Source organism: Streptomyces liliifuscus, assembly GCF_016598615.1.
GTDB classification, from domain to species: Bacteria; Actinomycetota; Actinomycetes; order Streptomycetales; family Streptomycetaceae; genus Streptomyces; species Streptomyces liliifuscus.
In genome coordinates this window covers 8884499-8903983 of sequence record NZ_CP066831.1, presented here as the reverse complement: position 1 = coordinate 8903983, position 19485 = coordinate 8884499, and the positions used below count along the sequence as shown (strand labels likewise).

General features: G+C 70.3%; 15 protein-coding genes. 6 read left to right on the top strand and 9 right to left on the bottom strand.

The window, feature by feature from the left end; genetic code table 11:
* Positions 1-46 precede the first annotated feature (46 nt).
* The 5 genes from JEQ17_RS38455 to rpe all read right to left on the bottom strand — a co-directional run bounded on the left by JEQ17_RS38455 (position 47) and on the right by rpe (position 4267).
* Positions 47-1489 (bottom strand): GuaB1 family IMP dehydrogenase-related protein, encoded by a 1443-nt coding sequence (locus tag JEQ17_RS38455; protein ID WP_200401939.1) that lies wholly within the window; start codon positions 1487-1489, stop codon positions 47-49.
* 128 nt (positions 1490-1617) lie between these two features.
* Positions 1618-1950, bottom strand: a complete 333-nt coding sequence (locus JEQ17_RS38450) for a barstar family protein (protein ID WP_200399541.1) — start codon at positions 1948-1950, stop codon at positions 1618-1620.
* Positions 1947-2390: a ribonuclease domain-containing protein gene (locus tag JEQ17_RS38445; RefSeq protein WP_200399540.1), complete on the bottom strand. Its 444-nt coding sequence runs from the start codon at positions 2388-2390 to the stop codon at positions 1947-1949. The genes JEQ17_RS38450 and JEQ17_RS38445 overlap by 4 nt, the downstream gene beginning before the upstream one ends.
* Positions 2391-2458: 68 nt before the next feature.
* Positions 2459-3502: a sugar-binding transcriptional regulator gene (locus tag JEQ17_RS38440; RefSeq protein WP_200399539.1), complete on the bottom strand. Its 1044-nt coding sequence runs from the start codon at positions 3500-3502 to the stop codon at positions 2459-2461.
* A 78-nt stretch (positions 3503-3580) separates the two neighbouring features.
* A complete protein-coding gene (rpe, locus tag JEQ17_RS38435) occupies positions 3581-4267 on the bottom strand; it encodes a ribulose-phosphate 3-epimerase (RefSeq protein ID WP_143635342.1) in 687 nt (228 codons plus the stop codon).
* 173 nt (positions 4268-4440) lie between these two features.
* Between rpe and JEQ17_RS38430 the strand changes: the two genes are divergently transcribed.
* A complete protein-coding gene (locus tag JEQ17_RS38430) occupies positions 4441-6669 on the top strand; it encodes an MMPL family transporter (protein WP_200399538.1) in 2229 nt (742 codons plus the stop codon).
* 54 nt (positions 6670-6723) lie between these two features.
* Here JEQ17_RS38430 and JEQ17_RS38425 read toward each other — a convergent pair whose 3' ends face one another.
* Positions 6724-8154 carry an RsmB/NOP family class I SAM-dependent RNA methyltransferase gene (locus tag JEQ17_RS38425; RefSeq protein WP_200399537.1) on the bottom strand — a complete coding sequence of 477 codons (1431 nt, stop codon included), beginning with the start codon at positions 8152-8154 and terminating at the stop codon, positions 6724-6726.
* A 290-nt stretch (positions 8155-8444) separates the two neighbouring features.
* The gene (gene fmt, locus JEQ17_RS38420; protein ID WP_200399536.1) at positions 8445-9377 is read right to left on the bottom strand and encodes a methionyl-tRNA formyltransferase; all 933 of its coding nucleotides are present in this window, start codon (positions 9375-9377) and stop codon (positions 8445-8447) included.
* A 300-nt stretch (positions 9378-9677) separates the two neighbouring features.
* Here fmt and JEQ17_RS38415 point away from each other — a divergent pair, with 300 nt between their 5' ends.
* Positions 9678-10229 carry a hypothetical protein gene (locus JEQ17_RS38415; protein WP_200399535.1) on the top strand — a complete coding sequence of 184 codons (552 nt, stop codon included), beginning with the start codon at positions 9678-9680 and terminating at the stop codon, positions 10227-10229.
* 206 nt (positions 10230-10435) lie between these two features.
* On the opposite strand, the gene JEQ17_RS38410 is transcribed toward JEQ17_RS38415, so the two are convergent.
* Entirely contained in the window at positions 10436-12604 is a 2169-nt protein-coding gene (locus tag JEQ17_RS38410; protein ID WP_200399534.1) for a primosomal protein N', read from the bottom strand.
* 267 nt (positions 12605-12871) lie between these two features.
* Between JEQ17_RS38410 and JEQ17_RS38405 the strand changes: the two genes are divergently transcribed.
* Genes JEQ17_RS38405 through JEQ17_RS38390 form a run of 4 tightly spaced genes read left to right on the top strand, consistent with a single transcriptional unit; the run spans position 12872 to position 17997 of the window.
* Positions 12872-14167, top strand: a complete 1296-nt coding sequence (locus JEQ17_RS38405; RefSeq protein ID WP_200399533.1) for a helix-turn-helix domain-containing protein — start codon at positions 12872-12874, stop codon at positions 14165-14167.
* Between the two features lie 12 nt (positions 14168-14179).
* Positions 14180-14932 carry a toll/interleukin-1 receptor domain-containing protein gene (locus tag JEQ17_RS38400; RefSeq protein ID WP_200399532.1) on the top strand — a complete coding sequence of 251 codons (753 nt, stop codon included), beginning with the start codon at positions 14180-14182 and terminating at the stop codon, positions 14930-14932.
* Positions 14929-16878 (top strand): ABC transporter substrate-binding protein, encoded by a 1950-nt coding sequence (locus JEQ17_RS38395; RefSeq protein WP_200399531.1) that lies wholly within the window; start codon positions 14929-14931, stop codon positions 16876-16878. The genes JEQ17_RS38400 and JEQ17_RS38395 overlap by 4 nt, the downstream gene beginning before the upstream one ends.
* Positions 16879-16920: 42 nt before the next feature.
* Positions 16921-17997, top strand: coding sequence for a hypothetical protein (locus tag JEQ17_RS38390; protein WP_234048520.1), 1077 nt, complete (start codon positions 16921-16923; stop codon positions 17995-17997).
* Between the two features lie 81 nt (positions 17998-18078).
* Here the strand turns inward: JEQ17_RS38390 and metK are convergent, their stop codons facing one another.
* A complete protein-coding gene (metK, locus tag JEQ17_RS38385) occupies positions 18079-19287 on the bottom strand; it encodes a methionine adenosyltransferase (RefSeq protein WP_200399529.1) in 1209 nt (402 codons plus the stop codon).
* Positions 19288-19485 lie beyond the last annotated feature (198 nt).

Sequence of the window (19485 nt, the reverse complement as noted above, 5' to 3'; positions counted from 1 at the left end):
TTTCCCGGTAAGCGGGACAACAGGGGCCGTACTGAAGGGAGTTGCGTCAGCTCCAGCTGGCGTGCAGCGGCTTGCCCTCCGCGTAGCCCGCCGCGCTCTGGATGCCGACGACGGCCCGCTCGGCGAACTCCTCCAGGGAGTTGGCACCGGCGTAGGTGCAGGAGGAGCGGACGCCCGCGATGATCGAGTCGATCAGGTCCTCGACGCCCGGCCGGGTCGGGTCGAGGAACATCCGGGAGGTCGAGATGCCCTCCTCGAACAGCGCCTTGCGGGCACGGTCGTACGCGGACTCCTCCGACGTGCGGTTGCGCACCGCGCGCGCGGACGCCATGCCGAACGACTCCTTGTAGGGGCGCCCGTTGGCGTCGTGCTGGAGGTCGCCCGGCGACTCGTACGTACCGGCGAACCAGGAACCGATCATGACGTTCGACGCGCCGGCGGCCAGCGCCATGGCGACGTCGCGAGGGTGGCGCACACCGCCGTCGGCCCACACGTGCTTGCCGAACTTCTTCGCCTCGGCGGCGCATTCGAGCACGGCCGAGAACTGCGGGCGGCCCACACCGGTCATCATGCGCGTGGTGCACATGGCGCCGGGTCCGACACCGACCTTGATGATGTCCGCGCCGGCCTCGATGAGGTCGCGTACGCCCTCGGCGGCGACGATGTTGCCCGCGACGATCGGCACCTGGGGGTCGAGCCCGCGGACCGCCTTGACCGCGGAGATCATCGACTCCTGGTGGCCGTGCGCGGTGTCCACGACGAGCGTGTCGACGCCGGCCGCGAGGAGCTGCTTGGCCTTGCCCGCGACATCGCCGTTGATACCGACGGCGGCCGCGATGCGCAGCCTGCCGTCCGCGTCGGTGGCCGGGGTGTAGAGCGTGGCGCGCAGGGCGCCCTTGCGGGTGAGGATGCCGGCGAGCCTGCCGTCCTTGTCCACGGCGGGCGCGTAACGGCGGTTCGCGTGGTCGAGCCTGTTGAACGCCTCGCCCGGCTCGATGTCCGCGTCGAGCAGCAGCAGGTCCCGGGACATGACCTCGGACAGCTGTGTGAAGCGGTCGACGCCGCTCAGGTCGGCGTCGGTGACCACGCCGACCGGCCTGCCCTCGCCGTCCACCACGACACCGGCGTTGTGCGCGCGCTTCGGCAGCAGGGACAGCGCGTCGGCGACCGTCTGGTGCGGGGCCAGCACGATCGGGGTGTCCAGCACGAGATGACGGCTCTTGACCCAGGAGACGACCTCGGTCACGACCTCGATCGGGATGTCCTGCGGAATGACGACGAGGCCGCCCCGGCGGGCCAGCGTCTCGGCCATCCGGCGGCCCGCGATGGCCGTCATGTTGGCCACCACCAGCGGAATCGTGGTCCCGCTGCCATCCGGCGAAGCCAGGTCGACGCCCTGCCGCGAACCGACCGCGGAGCGGCTCGGCACCATGAAGACGTCGTCGTACGTCAGGTCGTACGCGGGCTGGATGTCGTTGAGGAAACGCACGTGCTGCACATCCCAGTCGTTCAGAGGTGGCCCCCGAACAGGACAGCCCGAGGGAAGAGCACGTACCTCATTGTCCCATGTCGGTGGGTGAACACGCCCCGGGCCGATCGTCCAGGCTGGTCAGGGGGCTACTGGTGCGATCCTCCAAGCGCCAGCGCCACGGTGAGCGCCGGGGTGCCGTCCGTCGCCCGGGAGAACACGTCCCGCGCGATCTCCCACTCGTCGGGCCGCGCCTTCGCGTACGGCTGCCAGCCTGTGACGACGATGAGCAGCCCCTTCTCCACGGCGGGCGAGGGCCAGACGGAGGAGTCGCCGAGGCTGTCGGCGAGCGCGTCCCAGTTGCGCCCGAACCAGTCCGGCAGCTCCAGGGCGCTCACGCAGCGCTCCATGAGGCCCGCCTTGTCCGCGACGCCGTCGAGGTCGAGCGCGACCAGGTGGCGGCCCGCCACGTCGTGCGTCATCTCAGCACCGCCCTGAAGGAGTTGTAGTGATCATCGGTGTAGTAGACCTCGCCGCCCTGCCCCGTGACAATGCGCCGGGCCCCGCGGTCCCGCTCGCCGGGCGTCCGCACCGTGAACTCGCGGTAGTAGCCGCGCTCGTGCCGCGGCAGTTCACGCTCGAAGTTCCCGAACACCGAGCCGTCCTTGGCGTACGGGAAGGGGCCGCCCTCGTCGATGAGGGCGAGTGTCCGACGGGCCTCGGCGGGAAGCCGCGCCTCCTCGACCGTCCCCATGCCCGCGGCCCAGGAGGGGGCCGAGGCGCTCGTGGCCGACCCGGTGCCGGTACCGCTCCCTGTCGTGGTGTCCGACGACGAACAGCCGGTCGACAGCACCGCGACAAGACATGCGACCAGACAGAGGAACAGCCCCGGAAACAGACGGGGGACGGACCGGAGCAGCATGTCGCCGATGCTGCCACAGCCGTCCCCACGCGGCGCGTCGCCGAGCCGCCGTTCGGAGCGTTGCGGGCTCAGGGCCCGTCCGGGTCCGCCCGGTTCAGTGCCGGACGCGGTGCCGGACCCGCCGTCATCAGGTAGTCCGCGGCCGCCGTGTCCGTCACCAGGCTGGTGACGAGGCCGGAGCGCAGTACCGCGTCGATGGCGGCGGCCTTGCGCTGGCCGCCGGCGATCGCGACGACCTCGGGGATCCGCCGCAGCCGGTCGGCCTCGACGGTGATGCACCGCTCGCCCAGGTCCCGGCCGACGCGACGGCCCTCGGAGTCGAAGAGGTGCGCTGACATCTCGGCGGCCACACCGAGGGTGGCGTAGTGGGCGCGCTCCTCCTCGGTGAGCATGTCGTGCACCGTCGAGATGCCCGCCTCCCAGGAGCCGATCGACACACAGGCGACGGTGACCTTGTCGAAGTACTCGAAGGCGCGGGCGATCCCCGTCTGGCTGCGCAGCGCCGCCGCGGTGGCCACGTCCGGCAGCAGCATCGGCGCGTAGATGGGATGGGCGTCCCCGCCGGAGACCTGGGCGGCCCTGCGGACCGCCTCGACCGAGCCGCGCTCGGCCGTCCCGGCGTCGTAGACACCCGTCAACTGCACCACCGTGCACGGCGGCAGCCGGTCGAGCGCGGCCGCCATGTGGATGGTGGAACGGCCCCAGGCGAGGCCGAGCACATCGCCCTCGGCGACGAGTTCACCGAGCAGGTCGGCGGCGACCTCACCGAGGTTCTCCGGGTCGGGCGACTCCTCGGCCTCCGCCGGGGACTCGACGACGACGGCATGCCGCAGGCCGTAACGGGCGCGCAGCGCGTCCGAGCGCTCCGCGTCCAGCTCGGCGGGGACGCGGATCTCGATCCTCACGAGATCCCGTTCGAGAGCGGTTTCCAGGACCCGGGCCACCTTGAAGCGGCTGACGCCGAACTCCTCGGCGATCTGGATCTTGGACTTGCCCTCAAGGTAGAAACGGCGGGCCATGGCCGCCGCCTGCACCAGCTCAGCGGGTCCCATCCGCATGGCCGACCGGCCCGCCGACATACCCGACACGGCGATCTCCTCACTGCTGTTCACACTCTGGATTCGCCGTTCATCCTTGCAGATCCGGCGTACTTGATCAGCCCTGAGGGGCGGCGTTCACGTTCCCTTGGCTCAGTGGTCGCATGCCCATGCTGCCTGGGCCGTCGCCTCCTCCGCCTGCGTGCGCAATGCACGTACCGCCTGGGCGGGGTCGGCCGCCCCGTACACCGCCGAACCGGCGACGAAGACGTCGGCGCCCGCCTCGGCGCAGCGCTCGATGGTGGAGGCCGAGACCCCGCCGTCGACCTGCAGCCACAGCTCAAGACCGTGCTTGTTGATCAACTCGCGGGTGCGGCGGATCTTGGGCAGCATGATGTCGAGAAAGGCCTGGCCTCCGAAGCCGGGCTCGACGGTCATGATCAGCAACATGTCGAGCTCGGGGAGCAGATCCTCGTACGGCTCGATGGGAGTCGCGGGCCGCAGGGCCATGGAGGCCCGGGCGCCCTTGGCCCGGATCTCACGGGCGAGCCGCACGGGTGCGGCGGCCGCCTCGACATGGAAGGTGACGGAACCGGCACCCGCTTCTACGTACTGTGGCGCCCACCGATCGGCGTCCTCGATCATCAGATGGCAGTCCAGCGGCGTGTCCGTAGCACGCGCCAGAGACTCTACGACCGGCACACCTAGCGTGAGGTTCGGGACGAAATGGTTGTCCATCACGTCGACATGGAGCCAGTCAGCCCCTTCCACCGCCTTTGCCTCCTCGGCAAGGCGGGCGAAGTCGGCGGACAGGATGCTGGGGTTGATCTGCGCGGCCATGCGTTAAGCCTGCCATGCCCGGCGCCGGTTGTTCTCCCCGGTCGTCGAGGTCCCCGGGGTCCTCGACCCGAACCTGTCGGTATATACCAATCCTGCCGAGGGACTGCACCGGCCTCGTGGCCCGTGCCATCCTTGTCGGCCCACCAGCTCCACACGCGGCTACGGGGGTCGCCATGACGGACGCACAGGGGAAGCAGGGACGCGGGGTCGGCTGGCTGGTGTGCGGCCGACGCAGCAAATGGATCGTGGTGGGACTGTGGCTGGTGCTGCTGTTCCTGACGGCGCCCTTCGCCTCGAAACTCACCGACGCGCAGGACAACGACGCGGCGTCCTGGCTGCCGGGATCCGCCGAGTCCACCCAAGTCCTGGAGATTTCCGAGGACTTCAGGCCGGAACAGATCCCCGCGGTGGTCGTGTACGCCCGTGAGAGCGGCCTCACCGCCGAGGAACGGGCGGAGATCGCCGAGGACGCACGCCAGATCAAGGAGCTGCGCGCCCACGGCATCCTCGGCGCGGAGACCCGGGGCCCGGTCTTCGACCGGCAGAGCGATCCGCGTGCGGCCCAGATCCTCGTCCCCATCAGGATGGACGAGAAGGGCTGGGAGGAGATCTCGCCCGCCGTCGACTCGATCCGTGACGTGGTCGGCAAGGGCGGCGACGGGCTCGCCGTCCATGTGACGGGCCCTGGCGGTACGTCCGCGGACTTCTCCGAGGCCTTCGAGGGCATCGACTCCACGCTGCTGTTCTCGGCGATGGCCGTCGTCATCGTGATGCTGCTGCTGACCTATCGCAGTCCCACCCTGCTGCTGGTACCACTGCTCGGCGTGGTCGCCGCACTGTTCACCGCGCAGGCGGTGATCTACTTCCTCGCCGAGCACGCGGGCCTGACCGTCAACGGCCAGAGCGCGGGCATTCTCACCGTCCTCGTCTTCGGCGCGGGGACCGACTATGCCCTGCTCCTGGTGGCCCGCTACCGGGAGGAACTGCGCCGCCACGAGGACCGCCACGAGGCGATGGCGCTCGCCCTGCACCGGGCGGGCCCTGCGGTGCTCGCGTCCGGCGCGACCGTCGTGCTGAGCATGCTGGTGCTGCTCGCCGCCGAGATGAACTCGACGCGCGGCCTCGGCCCGGTCGCGGCCATCGGCGTCGCCGTGGCACTGGCCGCGATGATGACCCTCTTCCCGGCCCTGCTGGTGATCTTCGGCCGCTGGATCTTCTGGCCGGTGATCCCGCACTTCGGCTCCCCCGACCCGACCGAGCGCGGTGTCTGGGCGCGGATGGGCAACCGCATCACCCATCGCCCGCGGCTGATCTGGGGCGTCACGGCGGCGGCGCTCGCGCTGCTGTCGCTGGGCCTGATCCAGCTGCGCGCGGAGGGCATCAGCAACGCCGACGCCTTCACCGGCAAACCCGACTCGATCGTCGGCCAGGAGGTGTCCGCGCGCTACTTCCCCGCGGGCAGCGGCGATCCGCTCGTCATCGTCAGCAACCGCGCCCAGGCCGAGGAGGTCGGCCAGGCGGTCGCGGCCACCCGCGGTGTCGTACCGGAATCCCTGGGCCTGCCGCCGGGCACGAAACCCGAGTTCGAGGGCAAGGTCCTCTTCGAGGCCACCATGACCGCCCCCGCGGACAGCGAGGCCGCGAAACAGACCGTGGAGCGGGTACGGGACGCCGTGCACGAAGTACCCGACGCCGACGCCCAGGTGGGCGGCGGCACGGCCTCACTGCTCGACATGGACAAGGCGACGACGCACGACAACATCCTGATCATCCCGTTGGTGCTCATCGTGGTCCTGCTGATCCTGGGCGCCGTGCTCCGGGCCCTGGTCGCCCCACTGCTGCTGATCGGCACGGTGGTGCTGTCGTTCGCCGCCGCGCTGGGGATCAGTGCGCTCGCGTTCCGCCACATCTTCGACTACGCGGGCGAGTCGACGGACTTCCCGCTGTTCGTCTTCGTGTTCCTGGTCGCCCTGGGCATCGACTACAACATCTTCCTGACCACCCGCATCCGCGAGGAGGCAGCCCGCCAGGGCACCCGCAAGGGCGTGGTGACGGGCCTGGCCACCACCGGCGCGGTCATCACCTCGGCGGGCCTGGTCCTGGCGGGAACGTTCGCCGCCCTCGGCACGCTCCCCATGGTCGCCTTCGCCGAGATCGGCTTCGCGGTCGCGCTGGGCGTACTGCTCGACACGTTCATCGTGCGCTCGGTGCTCGTGCCGTCCCTGTTCCTGGACGTCGGCCCGAAGGTGTGGTGGCCGCACCGGCTGGCCCACGAGGACGGGGGCGCGGCGGGTCCGCCGCCGACGGCCGGAGCCGGGACCGGAGCGACGCCCACCGGGTCCGGGTCAGGATCTCCGGAACCGGCGCCGAAGCCAGGAGGCCCGCCGGCCCCGTCGGAGTAGACCGGCCTGTCGGTGTCAATGGCTCAAGGGACGAGCCCCGCCCTTCGCCTGGGCTCAGGCGGTCCGGCGGATCAGCGCCAGATACATGGCGTCCGTCCCGTGCAGATGCGGCCACAGCTGTACGTCGGGGCCGTCGCCCAGCGCCCGTACGCCCGGGAAGAGCGGGCGGGCGTCGAGGAGTTCGGCCGAGCCGCCGTACTGCTTGAGCACGTCGTCGACCACGACCCGGGTCTCCGCGAGGTGCGGTGAGCAGGTGGCGTACCCGACGACACCGCCGACCCGCACCGAGTCGAGCGCCGTACGCAGCAGTCCGCGCTGCAACGGCGCGAACCCGTCCAGGTCGTCGGGGCGCCGCCGCCAGCGGGCCTCGGGACGACGACGCAGGGCGCCAAGACCCGTGCAGGGCACGTCCATCAGTACGCGGTCGAACGTGCCCGCACGCCACGGCGGCCGTGTCCCGTCGGCGGCGATGACCTGGTAGGGCCCGGGGTTCCCGGCGAGCGCCTTGGCGACGAGGCCGGCCCGGTGCGGCTGCTTCTCGGAGGCGAGCAGCAGGGCCCCGCGCTCGGCGGCGAGTCCGGCGAGCATGGCCGCCTTGCCGCCGGGTCCGGCACAGCCGTCGAGCCATGCCTTGTCCGGTCCGTCGAGGGGCGCGTTGGCGAGGGCGAGCGCCACGAGCTGGCTGCCCTCGTCCTGCACGCCCGCACGCCCTTCGCGTACGGCGTCGATGGCGCCCGGCTCGCCGCCCTCGGACAGCCGCACGGCGTACGGCGACCAGCGCCCCGGCAGGGCGTTCTCGTCCCCGAGCGCGCCGAGGATCTCATCGGCGGTGGAGCGCCCCGGGCGGGCCACGAGGGTCACCTCGGGCCTCTCGTTGTCGGCTTCGAGGAGATCCTCGATCCCCGCGCGTCCGCCGCCCAGCGAGTCCCACAACGCCGAGACGACCCATCGTGGATGCGAGTGCACCACGGCGAGATGGTCCTCGGGGTCCTCGTCGTAGGGCGGCGCGACCAGCTCCAGCCAGCCGTCGAGATCGTGCTGCGCGATCTTCCGCAGCACGGCGTTGACGAACTTCGCCCGCCCGTCCCCGAGCACGACCCGCGCCAGCTCGACCGACGCGGACACGGCGGCGTGCGTCGGGATCCGCGTCCCGAGCAGCTGGTGCGCACCCAGGCTCAGCACGTCCAGCACCGGCGGGTCGACCTCGCGGAGCGGCCGGTCGACACACGCGGAGATGACTGCGTCGTACGTCCCCTGCCGCCTCAGCGTCCCGTACACCAGCTCCGTGGCCAGCGCCGCGTCCCGCCCGTCGAAGTCCCCCTTCTCCCGCGCCTTACGCAGCAGCGGCGGCAGCACGAGATTCGCGTACGCGTCCCTCTCGTCCACCGCCCGCAACGCATCGAAGGCAAGCATCCGCACGGGGTCCTTCTTGGGACGACGGTACGGCTTGCCCTGCTGCCGGGGCCGACGGGACTGCTCACTCACGTAAAAGGTGCTCCGGTTCGTGGAAGAGGTACGGGTCCAGCGTACGTCGCGGACACGCTCGCGCTCCTTTTCAGGGCACGCGTGCATGGATGGGGACGGACGGCTAGTTCTTCAGGGGCGCGGGCAACGGCGCACCTTTGGGGACGCGGGGAACTGCGCACCTTTGGGGGCGCGGGGAACTGCGCATCTTTTAGGGGCGCGGGGAACTGCGCGACCAGCCCCCACCGGGCCCGCGCACGACACCCCGGCCGTCCCTCACCCACACCGAGCCGACCGCCGGAAAGCACCCCTCAGCCCCCCACCTCCTCACCGGACCCGATCCGAACCCCCCGCGCCCAATCCGCCGCCCGCATCGGCTTCTTCCCCTGCGCCTGCACCCACAGCAACTCAACGGCACACGACCCGGTCCCCACGTACACATTGTTCTTGCCGACACCCAACGCCCCCGGAGCAAGATCCGTCCGCTCAGGAGCAAGCGCAACCTGGATCAACTTGAGCCGCTCCCCCCGGAACACGGTCCACGCCCCCGGCGCGGGCGTACACCCGCGTACGACCCGGTCGACGCGAAGCGCGGGCGCGGCCCAGTCCACGTGCGCGTCCTCGACGCTGATCTTCGGCGCCAGCGTGACGCCTTCCCCCGGCTGAGGCACAGCCTTCAGCGTGCCGTCCTCGATCCCGTCCATGGTCGCCGCAAGCAGCCCCGCTCCCGCGAAGGCGAGCCGCGTCAGCAGATCCCCGCTGGTGTCGGTGGGCCGCACCTCCTCGGTGACCGTCCCGTAGACGGGCCCGGAGTCGAGCCCCTCCTCGATGAGGAAGGTGGAGGCCCCGGTGATCTCGTCCCCGGCCATGACCGCGTGCTGCACGGGCGCCGCCCCACGCCACGCGGGCAGCAGCGAGAAGTGCAGATTGACCCAGCCCTGGGCGGGGATGTCGAGCGCGACCCGGGGCAGCAACGCACCGTAGGCGACCACGGGGCAGCAGTCCGGCGCGATCTCCCTCAGCCGCGCGAGAAACGCCTCGTCCCGCGGCTTCACCGGCTTGAGCACCTCGATGCCGGCCTCCTCCGCCCGCTGGGCGACAGGGCTCGCGACAAGCCTGCGCCCCCGCCCCGCCGGCGCGTCGGGCCGGGTGACGACGGCGGCCACCTCATGCCGCCCGGAGGCGATCAGGGCGTCCAGAGCGGGAACGGCGACCTCGGGGGTACCGGCGAAGACGAGCTTCATGGGTGGCAGTCGGCCTCTCGGGCGAGTTCATGACGGGCAGCACACCAGTCTATGGGGCGGCGTGGACCGTGCGACCGGTGCGGGCAGTTCGGGCGGGACCCGCTCATCGCCAAGGAAGGTGAAGGCCGAACAAGAAGGCCGAGGCGAGCGCACGCCCAGCCGCCGGGGGCGTACGCATATGCCCCCACGCCCCATAAGCGTGACCACTCACCCTCAAACGCGTTGGTCAAGAAAGAGTTGACCAAAACGGGCCGCACTCGCGGCCCGGTCCTTTTCAACGCCGGTTCGAGAGGCTTGTTCATGGCCGACCACGCAACCCACGACGCCCAGGCTCGGGCCAGCCTGCACTTGCTGGTGCGGGACATCGAGCGGGTCCGCCGGCAGGTGGACGCACTGCGCACGCTGACAGCCCAGCTGGGCAACGTCTACCGCCCGCGCCGCTCCGGCCCGTCCACGGGCTTCGTCGTCTACGGGCGGGCTCCCGCACCGACCGTCCGCCTCGCCCAGGAGCTGCGGGACAGCGTCGAGACCCTGGTCACCGCCGCCGTGGACTTCGACCGCTCTCTGGGCTTCTCGTGGGACGCGGTGGGCTCGGCACTGGGGGTCACCAAACAGGCGGTGCACCGCCGTTACGGCGCCCGCCGGGCCGCGGCCCAGGCCGCCGCCGAGGCCGAGCGCGCCACGGAACCGTCGGGTTCCTCCCGCACGGTCGCCGTCAACACCGGCCTTCCCACGGTCCCCGCGGCCCGTTCCATGCCGATCCCGATGCCCACCCAGCCGACATCGGGCAGCCCCACGCTCCGCGAGGACATCATCAGGCCGAGCGCCTTCCCGGGCCCGCGCAACGGCTGACCCCACACCCACCTGTCTGCCCCCGACCAGGCTCGGGGGCAGACCCATATGCCCGAACGAACACCCGCAGACACCCGACCGCCCTCACCGGACCCGAACCCGATCCCGAAGCCGATTCCGGCACGGCACGGCACGGCACGGCACGGCACGGCACGGCACGGCACGGCACGGCACGGCAACGGCAACGGCAACGGCAACGGCAACGGTCACCCGATATCCGGCGGGTCGACCCGAATCCGCACCACGTCACTCCCCCCGCCGCCCGCACTGCCACCGCTCCCCCCACGCGCCATCCGAGCCGCCTGAGCGTTCTTCAGCGCGGAGGCCAACGCGGCCCCCTTGCCCGGCGGCACCCTGATCAGCGCCCGCTCCCACGGCTCACCCACCGGTGGTGCCCCAGTCCGCCGTGGCCGCCCGGGATCCGCCGGAGCCACCGGCACGGGCCCCAACACCTCGGCCTCACGCGGCAGTTCGACGGCGGCCAGGAATCCGGCGAGCGCCTCCGCCGTCCCGGACACGGCAGCCATCCGCGACACGGGCGGGAAGCCCAGCTCGGCACGCTCGGCCAGCTCACGGACGGCGTGCCCCACCGGATCCCACCGCACCAGCGCCTGCACCGGCCGCAGCGTCGGCTCGGCGACGACCACCACGGTGCCGCCGTCCCGCTGCCCCCGCACGAGCGCCGCCGCCCCGATCCACCGCCGCAACGCGTCCTCGCCGGCCCGCAGATCGGGCCGCCCCAGCATCGCCCAGCCGTCGAGCAGCAGCGCGGCCGCGTACCCGCCCTCGGCCACGGGTTCAGCGCCCGGCGTGCTGACGACCAGCGCGGGCGCTCCCGGCACCGTGTCCAGGATCTGCTCGCGCCCCGACGTCCGTACAGGGACGGCCGGAAAGGCCCGCCCGAGCTCCTCGGCGGTCCGCCGCGCCCCCACGACCTGCGCCCGCAACCGGAACCCACCGCACTCGGGACAGCGCCACTCCGGCTCGTCCCGCCCGCACCACCCACACCGCAGCCCGCCGGCATCCTGTCCCTCCAACGGCCCGGCACAGTGCCGACACCGAGCAGCCGCCCGGCACTGTGCACAGGCCATCCGCGGCACATAGCCACGCCGTGGCACCTGCACCAGCACCGGCCCCTGCTTCAGCCCCTCCCGTACGACCTGCCAGGCGAGGGTGGGCAGCCGTGCGGCGCGCGCCGCCTCGTCGCGCGCGAGATCCCCGTCTCCCACGGTCCGTACGAGCGGAGCCGCCCCCCGCACCTGCTCCCGCTCGGCAACGATCGGAGCCGCCCAACCGCTCTCCACGAGCTGCGCGGCCTCGACAGTGCAGCTCCAACTCCCCAGCAGGAACCCGCACTTGTCGTGTGCGGCCCGCAGCAACAGCACCTCCCGCGCATGCGGCTGGGGGGCGTGCAGCTCGCTGTGGCTGCCGTCCCCGTCGTCCCACATGGCGACAAGCCCCAGATTCCGCACAGGCGCGAACATGGCGGCCCTGGTCCCCACAACAGCCCGTACGGACCCACGCCGCACCGCGAGCCACTGCCGGTACCGCTTCTCGGGTCCGGCCTCGGCGGTGAGCACGGCGTGCTGCCCCTCGCCCAGCACCGAGGTCAGCGCGGCGTCGACCCGGCTGACGGCCCGCCCGTCCGGCACGACGACGAGCGCGCCACGGCCCGAGGCGAGCGTCGCCCCCACGGCCCGCGCCAACTCCTCGGCCCAGCCGGGCCCCGGCAGCGCATTCCACACGGCCCGGGGCGCCCCGCCGCCCGCGAGCGACTCGACAAAGGCGGCCCCCCGCGAGTACCGGGCCCAGGACCCGACCCCGGGAGCCTCGGGAACCGGCAACGGCTCGGGCGACGGCTTCTGCTCGGCTCTGGCGTTGCGCGGCGGCACGGCCAGCTGGAGCACATCGGCCAGACTCCCCGCGTACCGATCGGCGACGGCCCGGGCGAGCCCCAGCAACTCCTCGCTCAACACAGGCTCGGGCGAGACGACTTGAGCGAGGGCGGCCAGCGGCCCGGAGTAGTCGGACTCGGCCAGTCGCTCGATCAGGAACCCGTCGATCAGCCCCCCGCCCTCGCGCCGCCCCTCCCGCACGCGATGCCGCCCGGCCCCGAACCGCACCCGCACCCGCACCCCCGGTTGTGCATCGGCGTCGAGCTCTTCGGGCACGGCATAGTCGAAGTACCGGTCGAGATGCAGCACACCCTTGTCGACGAGCACCCGCGCCACGGGCAGCTCCTTGGCGACCGCGGCCCCCCGCCAGGTCCGCGGCTTGGCCCGCGGCGCCTTCCGCACGGCATCCCGAATCAACGCAAGCTGCTCGGGCGGGGCACCCTCGGCCCCACCTTCCCCACGCCCATCCGCGCTGCTCACAGCAACATTCCTACCAGACCCCACTGACACCACCACGCGCCCGAGATCAGCCCGGCCCCGGATCACGAACGCCCCTGGGGCGCTTCTGCCATGGATCTTGGTCGAAGCCATGGCCGATATCGCTTTCTCGACACCTCGCTCCAGGTCGGCTTCCCTCCGGAAGAGGAAACGGGAAACCGCCTATTCGCCTTGTTCGGCCCAGCCGTCCAGCCGCACGCTGATTCGCGGCGCTCATCGGCTGCTGGCCGGTGAGTGACGGAGGTTGAAGTGCTGGAGCAGTCGCACGACTTCGGGCAGGAACTACGTAGGCGCCGCATGGCCGCTCAGTTGTCACTGGAACAACTCGGACAGCGTGTGCACTACAGCAAGAGCCAGCTCAGCAAGGTGGAGCGAGGTCTCAAGCGTCCGTCACCAGAGCTGGCACGGCTGTGCGACGCCCAGCTGAAGGCGGACGGCGCGCTGGCCGAGCTCGTACCCGTCGAATGCTCCCGACCGCCTCTGCCCCGTCCCGTTCATGACGATGAGGTGTGGTTGATGCAATTGGGCAAGGACGGTTCGAGCTCATTCCGGCCTGTGACGCGGCGCGACGTCATCGCCGCCGGAGCCACGTCCGTACTGACCATGCGAGCAGGTGATCCACGGCTCCAGTCCTCGGTCGACGAGGGATCCGAGACGGTCGTCGACGCGTCCCGTCTCATGTTCGACCAGTTCCGGCGCTTCGGCCAGGCTTCAGGGCCGGCCAGCGTCCTGCCCTCGCTCATCGCGCAGACCCACAGCCTGGAGCAGCTCGCTCTGCGCACCGGTCCCCGTACCCGACGCTCACTCCTGATCCTGGCCTCGCGATATGCCGAATACGCCGGGTGGATGGCGCAGGAGTGCGGCGACGACGCGTCGGCGCTGTGGTGGACCGAGCGGGCAGTGCAACTGGCGAACGCGGGCCAGGACACCGGTCTGGCCATGTACGCACACGTCCGGGGCTCATTGATCAGCCTGTACCGAGGAGACGTCGCCCAGGCCGCTCAACTCGCCACCCGCGCCCTGGAGAGCACGGCACCATCTCGCGTCCGTGGGCTCGCGGCGCAGCATCTCGCGCAGAGCAGAGCCGTCGAAGGCGACTACGACTCGTGCATGCGCAGTCTGGACCGAGCGCGTGAGCTGCTCGCACAGGACGGAGCGGATGCCGATCAGCCCGTGCTCGGCGCGTCCCACGTACCCGATGTGGTCTCGATGTTCACAGGGTGGTGTCTGTACGACCTCGGACGTCCGCGGCAGGCTGCCGAGTCGCTCGACGTGGAGACCCGACGGATTCCGGAGCATGCCCTGCGGACCCGGGCCCGATACGGCGTCCGGCGCGCGCTGGCCCATGCAGGGGCCGGTGATATCGACCAGGCATGCGCGGTCGCGGGCGACATCCTTCCCTGCGTACGGCTCACACGCTCCGCGACCGTCTCCGCGGATCTCCGTCGGCTGTCGCACACGCTCAGGCGGCACTCCCGTCAGGCCTCAGTACGAGCACTCGCCCCGGAGCTGGGCTCCGCACTGGCTTTCAGCACCGCTTCCTAGAAAGGACGAACCGTGCACGAGATCTTCATCAACTACCGGACCAAAGGCGGCAAGGCAGTCGCGTACGGGTGCGACGACAGGCTGTCCACCAGGTTCGGCCCGGACAGCGTCTTCCTCGCCAGGAAGTCCATCGCCCCTGGCAACAACTACGTCGAGACCCTGGACCAGGCAGCCCGGCGCAGTCAAGTTCTGCTCGCGGTCATCGACGAGGAGTGGCTCGATGCCCCTGATCGGCATCAGCCCGCCAAGAGGGCGCTGGACAACCCCCAGGACTGGGTGCGACGAGAGATCGAGGAGGCGCTGTCCTCCGGCGCGCTGGTCGTTCCCCTGCTGATCGGCCGACACGTGGAACAGCTCGATCCGCATCGCCTGCCCTCGTCGCTCGGCGAACTCGCCGAGTGCCAGTACGTACGCATCGACCTGCACACCATGGACTCGGATCTGACCGGGCTCGGCGACCGCCTCGTACAACAGGTACCTGGACTGGCAGCGCTGGACCGCCAGACCCGACCCGACGATGCCACGGTGCCCGACCAAGAGCCGACGGTCCGCAATGACCACCAGAGTGGTGGAATCGGCCAGGTCTCGGGGTCGGTCGGCACCTTCGTGAACGACGCCCACGGTCCGCTGCACACAGGTCGGGGCAACCTGTACGGCGGCTCTCACATCAGCGGTGACGGTTCGAACCACTTCGCCGGGGACAACCGGGGCGGCATACGTCAGCGGTTCGGCCCGCGCGCTCCTCGCGAGGGCGACGAACAGTGAACGAAACGATCGGCTCGTACATCAATGAGGCGCTCGGCGGGGTTCACAGCGGTGAGGGGCATCAGTTCAACTTCTATCTCCGTGCTGCCGAATCACGGTTGCGGGAGCAGGCGAGCAAGCGGCGCCTCACCATCGCGCAGAGCGATCGCAATCATCTCTACCAACGGTTCGTACCGCCCCCGCGTCTGCAGCAGGCCCGCGAAGAGCTTCGCCGCTCGCACACGGTGCTCGTCGATGGGCTCCCGGGCAGCGGCCGACGTACTGCGGCGCTGATGCTGCTCCACGAGCTCTCCGCAAGCCGAGGTAGCCTCCATGAGCTACCCGACACGGCGGACGACAGAACCGCGTCGCCGCTCGACACCCATGACATCAACGACGGCGACCGGCTTCTCCTGGACCTGTCCGGGGTCGACGAGTCGCGCTATGTGGCCGTGCAACAGGTGCTCTCTGACTTCCGCAGCAGCATCCTCAGTCACGACGCCCATCTCGCGGTGGTGCTGCCGCATCACCTGAACTACCTCCTCCAGAGCAATCTGCGACGGTTCACCGTGGAGATCGGCCGCCCTGCGGCGAAGAGGGTGTTCGTCCGCCATCTGCGGTGCGAGGACATCCTGCCATCGGCGGAAGAAGGCGGCGGTCACGACTTGGCCTCGTACCTGGCCCAGGCACCTCTGCGGGACGTGTCGGAGCTGGCCGATCGGATCAAGCGCTGCCGGAACACCTCGGGAGCCGAACGCGGCTTCTCACACTGGCTCTCCGAGTCCCTCGCCGGTCAACACAACCAGACCGCACGTGTCGCGGCGGACATCTCCACCGGGCACGGCGGCAGGCAAAGGGCACTTCTGCTGTCCCTCGCAATGTTCCACGGCACCCCTCCGGGGATCGTGCTCCAGGCCACGAATGCCCTGCTCGGAATCCTCAGCCACCCGCCGGATCCCGCGCCCCGGCTCGACCGGGCCGACCTTCACGCGGAGTTCACCGGTATCGGAGCCGAGACCCTGCCGGACGGTCAGGTGCAGTTCCGGCGTGCTGGATACGATCGTGCCGTCCGGGAGCACTTCTGGACCTTCATGCCCGACATCCGCAGGCAACTGCGCGACTGGTTCAGGACGTGTCTGACCGAGCCCGCTCTCACTCAGCTCGACCGGAGGAAGGCGGTGGAGCGGTTCGCCGAGCAGAGCCTGCGTACGGGCCGTCCCGAGGATCTGACCTGGCTCGCGGAGCAATGGACAAGGCGGGGTGCTCGGGCCCATCTCGTCGCCGACGCCGCGCAGGTGCTGGCGCTGGGACTGGACCACGACCAGTACGGGCGTACCTTCCGGCAGCAGATCTACGACTGGGCGACGAGCACGGAGACGAGTCCGGGGCTGAAAGGGGTCCTCATCGTCGTGTGCTCCGAGACGATGGGCCGCTCACACCCTGATCAGGCACTCGTCCGGCTGCATCATCTGGCCCGCAGAGCGAACGGCCAGGTGCGAGTGAATGCCCAAGACGCGCTGTTGCGCCTGGCGAAGAGTGACAGCCGGCTCTACCGCCGCCTGCTGGACCGACTGAGCGCGGGCATCGACCAGAGCCAGTGGGCAGCGGACTTCGAGCTTTTCCTGGCACTCGCCGATCCGACACGGCTCACCGGATCCCGGACCGTGAGGGAGTCTCTCACCGCGAGTTGGACCGCGGTGCTGAGGCGACCCGTCGGCTCCTGGGCCACGCCCGTGGGCCACTGGCTCGACACGTGCACGGACCGCCGTCACCGCGACCGCTCGCTTGCGATTCTCGTGGCGGCCTGTGCGGCGGACAGCCGCGTCTCCGGCCACCTCTACCGCGTCGCTCTCGGCTGGCAGCGCAGTGATGCCCGCGGCCCCGAAACACGCGCGGACACCGTCTCCTGCCTGCTCCAGAGGATCAACGCCGCTCAAGGCATCGAGCCCTACGAACAAGCCGTCTGACACCTGATATCGGGGGCCTTCATGAGTTCTGGTCAGAGGACGATGACACTCTTCGTCACCGTCATTCTGGGATTGGTACTGGTCATCCTCGGGCTGAGCGCCGCCTGGCCGCTGTGGGCGTGGCCCACGACTGCCGCGCTCCTGCTGGTCATCGCACTGGTGACACACAGAGTGCTAGCCCCTGAGCCGGAAGCATTCCCACGCGAATTCCGTCCGGAACCCGACCTCCAGTTCCCGGAACCGCAGCGCCAGGAGCAACGCATCGCGCATGTGGCCCTGCCGAGTTCCGTCGCGGACTACGACTTCTCCTTCTCCGCCACCGTGCGATGGCTGGTACTGGAAACGGCCGAGGACGCCCCATACATCAACCCCGCGGGACTTGCCGTCGACGCCGTGCTCCAGCGCGCTCGCGTGGTGACCGCGGAGCAGCCGCCCAATCGGAGCGCCTTCGTACAGCACCAACTCGACGGCGTTCTTGGCATGATGCGCCCCGACTCCGGCGGTCGCATCATGGCTATGGCCCAGGACGTCTCGCTCAACCTCCCCGAACTGGACCGGGAACGGCTCACCAAGCTCTCCAATGTCCGCAAGGACGAGGATGTGTGGGAGCACGAGCGTAACTACGAACGAAGCAAGCGGGCCTATCTGGGCGACGACGTGCTCAAGGACACGGGCACCGCCGTGGTGTGGTGGCTCTCCCGTAACGACAAGGAGGTCGAGGGGGCCGTCGATCACATCGGCCTACTGGCCCAATTGTCCGCCGCGGCCAACAACGAGAGCGTCGCACCGGTCTTCGAGCATCTGGTGTCCCCGCCTACCGCACCGTATGCCGATGTCCGTGCAGGCCACCACTCGCCACCGGAGTGGGAACAGCCGCCCGATTGGGGTGCCGCCACATCGAGCAAGGGAGCAGGGCCCGATACCTCCCTCGACTCGTTTCTGGCGTGGTTCGGTTTCGCACCCGCCGATCCCGACCTGGATCTCTTCGCCGAACGGCTCATCCACCTGGCCCACGCACACGGCAAGTCGGACATCGTAGACGAGCTCCGGCGACGCTTCGCCCCTGCGCGACCGGCCACGGACGACGCGGAAGAAACAACTGCGGAACCCGAGGAATGAAAAGCCGAGGCCCGGCCGCCCCCTCAGGGGCGCCGGGCCTCGCCGAAAAAAGTTCGCCTACCAACGGCGGGTTCTGGGGTTCTACAGCCCCGCAGCCTTCCGCAGCGCGTCCACCCGGTCCGTCTTCTCCCAGGTGAACTCGGGCAGCTCACGGCCGAAGTGGCCGTACGCGGCGGTCTGGGCGTAGATCGGGCGGAGCAGGTCGAGGTCGCGGATGATCGCGGCCGGGCGGAGGTCGAAGACCTCGGTGATGGCCGTCTCGATCTTCTCGGCGTCGATCTTGGCGGTGCCGAACGTCTCGACGAAGAGGCCGACGGGCTCGGCCTTGCCGATGGCGTAGGCGACCTGGACCTCGCAGCGGGTGGCGAGGCCCGCGGCGACGACGTTCTTCGCGACCCAGCGCATGGCGTACGCGGCGGAGCGGTCGACCTTGGACGGGTCCTTGCCCGAGAAGGCGCCGCCGCCGTGGCGGGCCATGCCGCCGTAGGTGTCGATGATGATCTTGCGGCCGGTGAGGCCGGCGTCGCCCATCGGGCCGCCGATCTCGAAGCGGCCGGTCGGGTTGACCAGCAGGCGGTAGCCCTCGGTCTCCAGCTTGATGCCGTCGTCGAGGAGTGCCTTCAGCTCCGGCTCGACCACGAACTCGCGGATGTCGGGGGCCAGGAGGGAGTCCAGGTCGATGTCCGACGCGTGCTGCGAGGAGACGACGACCGTGTCCAGACGGACCGCCTTGTCGCCGTCGTACTCGATGGTGACCTGGGTCTTGCCGTCCGGGCGGAGGTACGGGATCGTCCCGTTCTTGCGGACCTCGGAGAGGCGGCGCGAGAGTCGGTGCGCGAGGTGGATCGGGAGCGGCATCAGCGCCGGCGTCTCGTCCGTCGCGTAGCCGAACATCAGGCCCTGGTCGCCGGCGCCCTGCTTGTCGAGCTCGTCCTCGTCACCCTCGACACGCTTCTCGTACGCCGTGTCGACGCCCTGCGCGATGTCGGGCGACTGCGAGCCGATGGACACCGATACGCCACAGGACGCGCCGTCGAAGCCCTTCTTCGAGGAGTCGTAGCCGATCTCGAGGATCTTGTCGCGCACGAGCTGCGCGATCGGCGCGTACGCCTTGGTGGTGACCTCTCCGGCCACGTGCACCAGGCCGGTGGTGATCAGCGTCTCCACGGCGACCCTGGACTTCGGGTCCTCGCGCAGAAGCGCATCGAGAATGGTGTCACTGATCTGGTCAGCGATCTTGTCGGGGTGACCCTCGGTCACAGACTCCGAGGTGAACAGGCGACGGGACACAACGCTCCCTGAGGTTGCAGCGGCTGCTGGCTGATCATTGGCGGACGGCCGGGAGCTGCGCCCGGCGTCGTCCGAGAACAGTTTATCGGTCGCGCTCTGCCGCCGGGCTACTGTCTCGCCTCTCGGAAGCGCTGTGACCTGCGGCACGGGCATTCTGCGACACGACGAACCTTCTGCGCCAGGCTCCCACACCCCTGT

Excerpts from the sequence above, each read along its gene's own strand:
- fmt (WP_200399536.1), bottom strand. The coding sequence starts at position 9,377 with ATGAAGCTCGTCTTCGCCGGTACCCCCGAGGTCGCCGTTCCCGCTCTG.
- JEQ17_RS38450 (WP_200399541.1), bottom strand. The coding sequence starts at position 1,950 with ATGACGCACGACGTGGCGGGCCGCCACCTGGTCGCGCTCGACCTCGAC.
- JEQ17_RS38445 (WP_200399540.1), bottom strand. The coding sequence starts at position 2,390 with ATGCTGCTCCGGTCCGTCCCCCGTCTGTTTCCGGGGCTGTTCCTCTGT.
- JEQ17_RS38415 (WP_200399535.1), top strand. The coding sequence starts at position 9,678 with ATGGCCGACCACGCAACCCACGACGCCCAGGCTCGGGCCAGCCTGCAC.
- rpe (WP_143635342.1), bottom strand. The coding sequence starts at position 4,267 with ATGGCCGCGCAGATCAACCCCAGCATCCTGTCCGCCGACTTCGCCCGC.
- JEQ17_RS38430 (WP_200399538.1), top strand. The coding sequence starts at position 4,441 with ATGACGGACGCACAGGGGAAGCAGGGACGCGGGGTCGGCTGGCTGGTG.
- JEQ17_RS38390 (WP_234048520.1), top strand. The coding sequence starts at position 16,921 with ATGACACTCTTCGTCACCGTCATTCTGGGATTGGTACTGGTCATCCTC.